Origin of the sequence: Actinorugispora endophytica (genome assembly GCF_004363075.1) — a bacterium.
Taxonomy (GTDB): domain Bacteria; phylum Actinomycetota; class Actinomycetes; order Streptosporangiales; family Streptosporangiaceae; genus Actinorugispora; species Actinorugispora endophytica.
Genome location: NZ_SNYN01000009.1, coordinates 46,807 through 56,911 on the forward strand (window position 1 = coordinate 46,807; position 10,105 = coordinate 56,911).

A 10,105-nucleotide genomic window follows, 5' to 3' on the forward strand; every position below is an offset into this window, starting at 1 on the left:
CCGGCCAGGGTAGTCCCCGCCGGATCGGGGCGGCGCTAGGGTGAGACCCGTGCTCCTGCCTGATGTCGTCGCCTTCGCCGGCCACCAGATCCACGTCTGCCGCTACCGCGAGGCCGGAACCCTGCTGCGCTGGCTCGGCCGGGACCTGACCGGCCAGGTGGTCCTGGACGTCGCCGGAGGGGACGGCTACTGGGCGGCGCAGGCGCGCAGGCGCGGCGCGCGGGCCGTCTCCGTCGACCTGGCCCGGAACAAGATGCTGCGGGGGAGGCGGCTCAGCCACGCCCCGGCGCTCATCGAGGGCGACGCGCTGCGGCTGCCGATGCTCGACGGCACCGTCGACAAGGTCATGTCGATCTGCGCGATCGAGCACTTCGACGACGGGCCCGCCGCGCTGCGCGAGATGGCCAGGGTGCTCAAACCCGGCGGCGAGCTCGTCATGTCCGCCGACTGCCTGTCCCGGCGCGCGGACTGGCCGGAGCTGTTCGAGGCGCACCGGCGCCGCTACCACGTGCAGCGCACCTATACCCACGAGACGCTGGGCGCGCTGCTCGCCGAGTGCGGCCTCGACGTCGCCGAGCACAGCTACCAGTTCCGCGGCAGGGCGGCCGAGCGCACCTATCTCGGCCTGTCCGCGCGCGGCGGCAGGGTCGGCTTCAACGCCGCGGCCCCGCTGATCCCCCTGGTGTCGCTGAGCGACAGCCGCGAGCCCAACACCCGGGGCAGCATCGTCCTGCTGCGCGCCCGCAAGCGCTAGTCCCCCGCTGATCTTGACCTTTTCGGGGTCTCAGAAGCGGTTGAGAGACCGAAAAGGTCAAGATCAGCGAGAGAAGCAGGCGGATCGTCAGCGGCGCGCGTCGTAGGACCGCCGCGCCTCCGTGATCTCCGGGACGGCCTCTTCGAGCAGTTCGACGAAGGCCGCCAGCCGCCCGGCGATCCGGACGCCCAGCGGGGTGAGGCTGTACTCGACCCTGGGCGGGATGGCGGCCTGCGCGTCGCGGTTGACCAGGCCGTCGCGTTCGAGGGCCTGGAGCGTCTGGGCGAGCATCTTCTCGCTGACGCCGTCGATGCGCCGCCGCAGCGCGTTGAACCGGTAGGCCCCCTCGTGCAGGGCCAGCAGCGCGAGCGTCCCCCACTTTCCCGAGACGTCCGCCAGGACGTGCCGGGACAGGCAGTCGCGGGCGAAGACGTCGGGGACCAGCCGGTCGTAGTCGTCCCCGCTCGGCGCCGCGGGAGTGGCTGGGGCGCTCATGTCCGACACCATACCCGAGAGGCGTACTCGCTCTAGGATTGCGCTTTCGTTCGGTTAGCGTCCTGCTGGAACGTGTGGAACCGGGCGCGGCCTCAGTCCGCAGCCGATGCGGTCCCCGCGTCGCTTCGCGGGGGTCGGTCAAAGAGAGGGGGTGTGAGGCCGAGACCGCCGGACAGGATGCGGGCGCGTACGGCGTCGGCGATCTGTCTGTGGTCTGCGGATGGCTTCAGGCGGCATGACGCGGACCTACCCGAACGACCAGCCCCTCCACCGGGCCACACGGACCAGGATGACGGGGCCGTCAGGAGGGCGCTCCCGGTACTGCGGGTAGCGCTCCGCCAGGCGGGCGAGGGCGTCCGCGCGCTCGCCGCCGCGGTGTTCCGTACGGGCGGTGCCGTCGGCGCGCACCCACCACAGCCGCTCCCAGTCGTCGCTGTACTCGTCGGTGAGCAGGGACACCAGTGGATTGGCCGCTATGTTGGCGAGCCGTTTCAGGGAGGTCGTGGTCTTGGGTTTGTGGTCGATCGCGATGGCCACGGTGTCGCCGTAGGAGGCGAAGGTGACCGGCACCAAGTGGGGCTGGCCGTCGGGGGACGCGGTGGCGAGGCGGGCCACGCGGGCACAGGCGAACCGGGCTCGGGCGTTGCCGGGGTCCAAGGTCATGCCGTCACCCTAAGGACTCCTTCCGGCCCGGATCCTCCGCCGCGACCGCGCCGGCCGGGCGTCCGGCTTGGAGCGTCCTGCGCGTATCGTGCGGCTATGAGTGGTTCTGGAAACGGGAACATCGACGGCTCCCCCTCCCCCTCGGCCATGCGGCGCGCGCTGGCCCGGGTCAGGGACGGCAAGACTCTGGACCGGACCGAGGCCGAGGTCCTGTTGCACGCGCGCGGCGACGACCTGGAGGCACTGCTCGAACACGCGGCCCGGGTCCGCGACGCCGGACTGGAGGCGGCGGGGCGGCCGGGCGTCATCACCTACAGCCGCAAGGTCTTCATCCCCCTGACCCGGCTGTGCCGGGACCGCTGCCACTACTGCACGTTCGCGACCGTCCCCGGCAAGCTCCCCGCCCCCTACCTCTCACCCGACGAGGTCCTCGCGATCGCCCGCGAGGGCGCCGCCATGGGCTGCAAGGAGGCCCTGTTCACCCTCGGCGACCGTCCCGAGGACCGCTGGAAGCAGGCCCGCCAGTGGCTGGACGAGCAGGGGTACGACGACACGCTCTCCTACGTGCGCGCCATGGCCGTCATGGTCCTGGAGGAGACCGGCCTCCTGCCGCACCTCAACCCGGGCGTGCTCAGCTGGGGCGACTTCCAGCGGCTCAAGCCCGTCGCGCCGTCCATGGGCATGATGCTGGAGACCACCTCCACCCGGCTGTTCACCGAGCGCGGCCAGGCCCACTACGGCAGCCCCGACAAGGACCCCGCGGTGCGGCTGCGGGTCCTGGACGACGCCGGACGCTCCAACGTGCCCTTCACCACGGGGATCCTGATCGGCATCGGCGAGACCGTGGCCGAGCGCGCCGAGTCCGTCTTCGCCATGCGCGGGACGGCCCGCGAGTACGGCGCGATCCAGGAGGTCATCGTGCAGAACTTCCGGGCCAAGCCGGACACCGCGATGATGCACCGGCCCGACGCCGAGCTCGCCGAGCTCGCCGCGACCATCGCCGTCACCCGGCTCGTCATGGGCCCCCGGGCCCGGATCCAGGCCCCGCCGAACCTCATCGGCGGGGAGTACGGGCTGATGCTGCGCGCCGGGATCGACGACTGGGGCGGCGTCTCCCCGCTCACCCCCGACCACGTCAACCCCGAACGGCCCTGGCCGCAGATCGACGCGCTCGCCGAGCGCACCGCGGAGGCCGGGTTCGCGCTGCGCGAGCGACTCACCGTCTACCCCGAGTACGTGCGCCAGGGCGAGCCGTGGCTGGACCCCCGGATCCTCGCGCACGTCCACGCGCTCGCCGACCCCGCCACCGGGCTGGCCCGCGAGGACGCGGTGGTGAAGGGCCGCCCGTGGCAGGAGCCCGAGGCGGGCATGGCGTCGGCGGGGCGAACCGACCTGCACGTGGGGGTGGACACCGAGGGCCGCACAGGGGACCGGCGCGGCGACTTCGACGCCGTCTACGGCGACTGGTCCCGGCTGCGCGAGCGCGTCGGACGCCCCGCCCTCGGGGTGGGCGCGCCGCGCCGCTTCGACCCCGAGATCCGCGCCGCGCTGCGGCACGCCGAGAGCGACCCCGCCGGGCTCACCGACACCGAGGCGCTGGCGCTGCTGTACGCCCACGGGCCCGAGCTGGAGGAGCTGGCGGCACTGGCGGACCGGGTGCGCAGGGACACCGTCGGCGACGACGTGACCTTCGTCGTCACCCGGAACATCAACTTCACCAACGTCTGCTACACCGGCTGCCGCTTCTGCGCCTTCGCCCAGCGGCGCACCGACGCCGACGCCTACACGCTGTCGCTCGACCAGGTCGCCGACCGGGCCGCCGAGGCGTGGGACGCGGGCGCCACCGAGGTGTGCATGCAGGGAGGCATCCACCCGGACCTGCCGGGCACGGCGTACTTCGACATCGCCCGGGCGGTGAAGGAGCGGGTCCCCGGCATGCACGTCCACGCCTTCAGCCCGATGGAGGTCATGAACGGCGCGGCCCGCACGAACCTGCCGGTGCGCGAGTGGCTGACCCGGGCGCGCGAGGCCGGGCTCGACTCGATCCCCGGCACGGCGGCCGAGATCCTCGACGACGACGTGCGCTGGGTGCTCACCAAGGGCAAGCTGCCCGCCGCCGAGTGGGTCGACGTCGTCACCACGGCGCACGACCTGGGCATCCCCACCACCTCGACCATGATGTACGGGCACGTGGACACCCCCGAGCACTGGGTGGCGCACATCAAGCTGATCCGCTCGCTCCAGGAGCGGTCGGTGGAGCGCAACGGGCGGCGCGGCTTCACCGAGTTCGTGCCGCTGCCGTTCGTGCACACCAACGCGCCCATCTACCTCGCGGGGCTGGCCCGCACCGGCCCCACCGTGCGGGAGAACCGGGCGGTGCACGCGCTGGCCCGACTGCTGCTGCACGGCCACATCGACAACATCCAGTGCTCGTGGGTCAAGCTCGCCGACGAGCACTGCCACCTGCTCCTCGACGGAGGGGTCAACGACGTCGGCGGCACGCTGATGGAGGAGACGATCAGCCGCATGGCGGGCTCGGGCAACGGCTCGTTCAAGACCATCAGCGACATCCGGGCCCTGGTCGCGCCGACCGGCCGCCCGTTGCGCCAGCGCGACACCCTCTACCGCGAGGTCCCCGCCGAGCGCAGGGCCGTCGCCGAGGCCAACGACGGCGTCGCGGAGAGCATCCGGAGGCCGCGCCTGCCGGTGGTGTAGCCGAGGGCGGGCCCCGGCCCCTCCGGGGAGGAGCCGGGGCCCGCCGTGGGACGGCCCCGCCCCGGTCGGGTCGGCGCGGAGGAGCGGGGCCTGCGCGCCGCCGGGGGCGGGGTCGTCCGGTTCGGGGGAAGGGGCGGCGTCAGCAGGGGCCGAGGTCCTTCCACACCCCCCACTCGACGGGCGCGGGGGTCTCGTTCAGGGTCCACCACTGGGCTTCCCAGGTGCGCCCGTTGTGGGTGACCCGGTCGCCGCGGACGTAGACGGAGCCCGCGCTCCAGGCGGGGGCGGCGCAGTCGCCGGGATCGGGGTCCGGGTCCGGGTCGGGTCCGGGGCCGCCCTCGCCCGTGCCCAGCCGCTGGCCGATGGCGTCGGCGAAGGCGTAGCCGTTGGTCGCGTCCCAGTTGATCGACCACGTCATGACGCCGCCGATCTCGCCGTAGGCCCGCGAGGGGGTGAAGGAGCCGCAGTTGGCGCGGGTCTCCAGGCAGTCCACGGCGCGGATCACGTTGCCGGTGGACTGGTAACCGCCGCCCGCGGCGGAGGGGACCGCGGGCAGGCCGAGGCCGACCTGGTCGGGGCGCAGGCCCATCTCCAGCTGGATGCAGGCCAGCGCGGTCAGGAAGTCCACGGTTCCCTGGGAGTAGACCCGCTGGTCGCAGCCGAGCATCGAACCGGAGTTGTAGTACTGCATGTTGACGATGGTCAGGATGTCCTTGATGTTGTTCGTCAACTGGTAGTAGCCCATGGTCGTGGCCTGGTAGTCGATGGTCTGCGGGGCCATCGTGATGATCAGGTCGGAGCCCGCCCGGGCCGAGAGGGAGCGCAGCGCCTCCGTCATGTACTGGGCGTTGATGCCGTGTTCGAGGTCGATGTCGACGCCGTCGAAGCCGTACTCGTTCATCAGGGCGTACGTGGTGTCGGCGAAGTTGGCGGCCTCTGCGGCGTTGGAGACGCTGACGTGGCCGCGCTCGCCGCCCACCGAGATGACCACCTTGCGGCCCTGGGCCTGGAGCGCGGCGATGTCGTCCTTGAACGCCTGGGCGGAGTAGCCGTCGAGCTCGCCGCTGGCCAGGTTGAAGGTGATGCCGCCGGGCGTGCCCGGCATGTTGTCGGCGAACGCGACCGCCACCAGGTTGTAGGCGCTCGGGACCTCGCTGAGCGGCATGACGGTCGAGCCGTTGTCGAAGTTGTGCCAGTAGCCGGTCAGCCACTGCCCCGAGGCCGCGGCGGGGGCCTGGGGGGCCGCGGCGGGAGCGCCTGCGGCGTGGGCGGGGGCCGTGGCGATGGCGGACCCGGCGAACGCGATGAACGCGGAGGCGATCAGCGCCATCGCCGAGCGTAGTCGCTTGACTGTCAAGGGGTGCTCCTCATCCGTCGAGCGGGTGCGACGTGATACGGCGCCCGGCCGGGCCCCACCCCTCCGCCGCGGCCGCAGCGGCGTTCGGAGGGCGGTGCGGACCGGGTTGTCCTCGCCTGCTGACCGGATCCGGCCAGTGGCGAATTGGAAACAAACCTAAGAGAACCCTGGAGTGTGGTCAATGCCACTAGAAGGAGAGTTTTCAATAAATCCCGCGAAGGCCGCGCGTCCGTCCGGCGGGTTCTCCCCGGGGATATCAGCTGGTCCGGTAGCGAAGGAGTCTCCGGCGCGGGGGTGATTCGGCGTCGGGAATCCGCCGACCGGATCGTCGGGGTGTCCTCGTGCGCGGCGCGGTGACGGGGGCGGCGACGGCGGGTGCGGGTCGGGGCCGCGCCCATGATGTCCGTTGCGTGAGGGTGTCGTTGACGGTCTTGGGCTTTCTGCCTGTTTCGGGGCCGGGAAGGGCGGAAAGCCCATGATCATTCCGGGTGGGGGCGGAACCGGCCCTCGAATGTCCGGTGATCTTGCTGTTTCCCCCGAGGTCAAGGTTCTCGGGGGGAAACAGCAAGATCACCAACGGAAACCACGCGAAACGGACGTCGTGGGCGCGGCCCCGACCCGCACCCGCCGTCGCCGCCTGCCGTCACCTCGCGATCCGCGCGGCGCGAGGCCGAACAACCCACCCCGAGCACCCGCACGCCGAACTGCCCCCGCGCCGGAACCTCCAGAACCCCGGGTCTCCGGAGGCCGGGTTCGGAAGCGTCCACGCAGCCCCCGGCCGGGGCGGGGCACCCGCGCCCCGGCCCGGCCGACACGGCCTGGTACACCCGGCCGCCCCGCCGCTCCCGGCCCGGAGCAGCCGGGGCGGCCCCGTTCAGCGGACCTCGATGAAGGCCTCCGGGTCGCGGGGGGCACGGTCCTTCGGGGGGGCCGCGGCGTGGCCGACCGCGACCGCGCCCATCGGCTGCCAGTCCTCCGGCAGGTCCAGGACCCGGCGGACGACGTCGGGGCAGAACATCGTGGACGACACCCAGGCCGAGCCCAGGCCCTCCATGGTCAGGCCGATCAGCAGGTTCTGCACCCCCGCGCCCATCGCGACCAGGAACATCGACCGCTCCGCCGAGGCCCGGCGCTCGTCCGGGTAAGGGTGCGCCCCGTGGGAGACCAGACACGGGACGACCAGGTAGGGGGCCTCGCGCAGCACGTCGCCGCGGCGCGTCCGCCGGGCGATCGACTCCTCGGTGAAGCCGTCCCGGCGCAGGTCCGCCGTCCAGGCGTCCAGCATCGCGTCCAGCAGGCGCACGCGCTCGGCAGCGGACTCCACCAGCACGAACCGCCACGGCGTCGTGTGGTGCGGGGCCGGGGCGGTGACCGCGGCGGCCACCGCGCGGCGCACCGCGTCCGGGTCCACCGGGGCGCCGGTGAACGTGCGGACCGTGCGGCGCGCGTGCGGGACGTCCCGCGAGCCGTACCGGAACATGTCCTCGTCGGCGGTGCGGACGAGGGCGCGCGCGCCCTCGCCGTCCTCGTCGGTGACCAGGTGCGCAAGGCCGCGCACGACCGCCACCGGGACCCCGTCCGTCTTGCCCTTGGCGAGCTCGCCCGCGGCGGCGATCTCGTCCCCGACGGCGTTCAGCGTCACCTCCAGGACGTTGCCGTGCGTGTCCCTCCGTCCGCGCAGGTCCTCCAGTACGGAGATCCCGGCGGCGCCGATCGCGACGTCGGTCTGCCCCGTCCGCCACGGGCGGCCGAAGGTGTCGGAGACGACGACCGCGACCCGGACGCCGAGCCGTTCCCGCAGGCCCGCGCGCAGCCGCCGGGCCGAGTCGTCGGGATCCTCGGGCAGCAGCAGCACGTGCCCGGGCTCCACGTTGGAGGAGTCCACCCCCGCCGCGGCCATGACGAACCCGTGGCGGGTCTGCACGATGCGGGTCGGGCCGCGGCGGGCCACCACGCGCACGGTCTCGGCGTCGACGGCCGCCTCGCGGTCCGTCTTCCGGATCCGGCCCTCGGCCTTGCTGACGATCTTCGAGGTGACGACGAGGACGTCGCCGTCGAAGAGCGGACCGGCCGCCGCGATCAGCGCGGCCAGGTTGTCGCCCGGCCGCACCTCGGGCAGGCCACTGACGCCCTCGATCGTGATCATGGTCACCCCTTCAGTTCGACGGCCAGGTCCAACGCCGCGCGCGCGATGGCCTCGGTGCGTTCGGGATCGCTCATGTACAGGGGCATGGCGCGCACCGCGACACCGGCCACCTCGGTGTCCGCGTCGGCCTCGTCCACGAGCCAGCCGTCCAGGAGCTCGGGCCCGTAGTGCTCGGCCACGGCCCGCGCGCTGGTCTCCACACCGATCGCGGACAGGCAGGCGTCGGCCATGCCGCGCACCGGAGCGCCGCCGATGATGGGGGACACGCCCACGACGGTCTTGGCGGACACCGCCTCCCGGATCCCCGGGACGCCCAGGATGGAACCCACGCTGACCACCGGGTTCGAGGGGGGCAGGAGGACGAGGTCGGCCTGCCGGAGGGCCGCCAGCACCCCCGGGGCGGGCTTGGCGCCGTCCGCGCCCACGCTCACGATCGACTCCGCCGGGATCCGGGCGCGGTGCCGCACCCACCACTCCTGGAAGTGGATGGCGCGCCGGCCGGAGCCGTCGTCGACCAGGACGTGCGTCTCCACCTGGTCGTCGCTCATCGGCAGCAGCCGGACTCCCGGCCGCCAGCGGTCGCACAGGGCCTCGGTGATCGCCGAGAGGGGGTAGCCGGCGGCCAGCATCTGCGAACGGACGACGTGGGTGGCCACGTCGCGGTCGCCGAGCCCGAACCACTGCGGCTCCATTCCGTAGGCCGCGAGCTCCTCGCGCACCGAGAAGGTCTCGTCGGCGCGCCCCCACCCCTGGTCCTCGTTGACGCCGCCGCCCAGGGTGTACATCACCGTGTCCAGATCCGGACAGACCCGCAGGCCGAAAAGGGTGATGTCGTCCCCGGTGTTGCCGACCACCGTGATCTCGGTCTCTTCTCCGGCGGGGTCGGCCCGGTTCCCGAGCGCGTCCTTGAGCCCGCGCAGGAACCGCGCGCCGCCGATACCGCCAGCCAATACGACTATCCGCATGGGTTCAAGTCTGGCAGGCTGGGGGGGTATGTGCGTCGCGCCCCGGTCCGTGTTGCAGACCCGCGCGGCCATGACGGGCCGGACGGCGCGCGACACCGGAACCGATCGATTCGTCTGATTCGTGGCCTTGTGCGGCCTGTTCCCGTCTGATTCCTTCGACAAACCAACGATATGCAAAGCTTCCACCGACGCGACAGAGAAGCAGCATGCGGAGGGGAACCTCTCTTGAACAACGAAGCCATTCAGCGGTTGCGCGAGCCCGCCGCCTGGGTACTGCTCGGTGCGGTTGCGGTGACCATGCTCGCCCAGCTGATCTCCGTATTCGGCGGCGGGGACGTCCCATGGGGGCTGCGGAACGCCCGTGACGTCTTCGCGGGTCCGGTGACGGTCGGTCTGGTCCTGGGCGCGGTGGTCCTCGTGCTGACGGCGAAGGACAAGTCGCCGCGCACCTTCGGGATCGTGCTGACCGCGATGATCGAACTCGGCGTGGGCGCCCTGTTCGGCGTCCTCTCGCTCATCATGGGGTTCGTGGTCAGCTCCAACTACGGCGAGAGCGTCGCGGGGGGGTTCAGCCACTTCTTCTCGACCGTGGCCTGCCTCGCGATCCTCGCCTTCGCGGGGCTCTTCCTGATCAGGGTCTTCGGCGATCCCGCCCTGGTGCCGCGCGGAGCCCCCGGCTACCCCGGAGCGAAGCAGCAGGCATACCCGGCGACCGGGGCGCAGCAGTCGTTCGCCCCGCAGACGCAGGGGTACGCCCCGACCGGGGGGCAGCCCGCGACGCAGACCGGGACCGGCTGGCCGCAGCAGGGTGACGCCTACGCCCAACCCGGCGCTGCCCAGCAGGCCGAGGCGCAGCCCGCGGGGTACGAGCAGCAGGGCTACCAGGCCCAGCAGGGCTACAACCCGACCGGAGCCCAGCAGGCGTACGGCCAGGAGTGGCAGCAGCAGGCCGGGTACACCCAGACCGGCGCCCAGTACCAGCAGGGTTATGCCCAGCCGGACCAGCAGGG

The 10,105-nt window shown here is 72.6% G+C and carries 7 protein-coding genes and 1 pseudogene; 3 read left to right on the forward strand and 5 right to left on the reverse strand.

Annotated elements, in window-relative coordinates; translation table 11 throughout:
* The first annotated feature begins 49 nt into the window (after window positions 1–49).
* Window positions 50–754 carry a class I SAM-dependent methyltransferase gene (locus EV190_RS13255; protein WP_133741859.1) on the forward strand — a complete coding sequence of 235 codons (705 nt, stop codon included), beginning with the start codon at window positions 50–52 and terminating at the stop codon, window positions 752–754.
* Window positions 755–841: 87 nt separating this feature from the next.
* Here EV190_RS13255 and EV190_RS13260 read toward each other — a convergent pair whose 3' ends face one another.
* Together EV190_RS13260 and EV190_RS13265 are read right to left on the reverse strand one after the other, a co-directional pair.
* The gene (locus EV190_RS13260) at window positions 842–1,249 is read right to left on the reverse strand and encodes a winged helix-turn-helix transcriptional regulator (protein ID WP_133741860.1); all 408 of its coding nucleotides are present in this window, start codon (window positions 1,247–1,249) and stop codon (window positions 842–844) included.
* A gap of 246 nt (window positions 1,250–1,495) precedes the next feature.
* Window positions 1,496–1,912 (reverse strand): TIGR03668 family PPOX class F420-dependent oxidoreductase, encoded by a 417-nt coding sequence (locus EV190_RS13265; protein ID WP_133741861.1) that lies wholly within the window; start codon window positions 1,910–1,912, stop codon window positions 1,496–1,498.
* Between the two features lie 96 nt (window positions 1,913–2,008).
* Between EV190_RS13265 and EV190_RS13270 the strand changes: the two genes are divergently transcribed.
* Window positions 2,009–4,627, forward strand: coding sequence for a bifunctional FO biosynthesis protein CofGH (locus tag EV190_RS13270; RefSeq protein WP_133741862.1), 2,619 nt, complete (start codon window positions 2,009–2,011; stop codon window positions 4,625–4,627).
* A gap of 139 nt (window positions 4,628–4,766) precedes the next feature.
* Here the strand turns inward: EV190_RS13270 and EV190_RS13275 are convergent, their stop codons facing one another.
* From EV190_RS13275 to cofD, 3 genes are all read right to left on the reverse strand, one after another.
* The gene (locus tag EV190_RS13275) at window positions 4,767–5,957 is read right to left on the reverse strand and encodes a glycosyl hydrolase family 18 protein (RefSeq protein ID WP_133741931.1); all 1,191 of its coding nucleotides are present in this window, start codon (window positions 5,955–5,957) and stop codon (window positions 4,767–4,769) included.
* Between the two features lie 901 nt (window positions 5,958–6,858).
* Entirely contained in the window at window positions 6,859–8,130 is a 1,272-nt protein-coding gene (locus EV190_RS13280) for a coenzyme F420-0:L-glutamate ligase (RefSeq protein ID WP_133741863.1), read from the reverse strand.
* 2 nt (window positions 8,131–8,132) lie between these two features.
* Window positions 8,133–9,095, reverse strand: coding sequence for a 2-phospho-L-lactate transferase (gene cofD, locus EV190_RS13285; RefSeq protein WP_133741864.1), 963 nt, complete (start codon window positions 9,093–9,095; stop codon window positions 8,133–8,135).
* A gap of 225 nt (window positions 9,096–9,320) precedes the next feature.
* Here cofD and EV190_RS23410 point away from each other — a divergent pair.
* A pseudogene (locus tag EV190_RS23410) lies at window positions 9,321–10,105 on the forward strand (hypothetical protein); the annotation flags it as partial.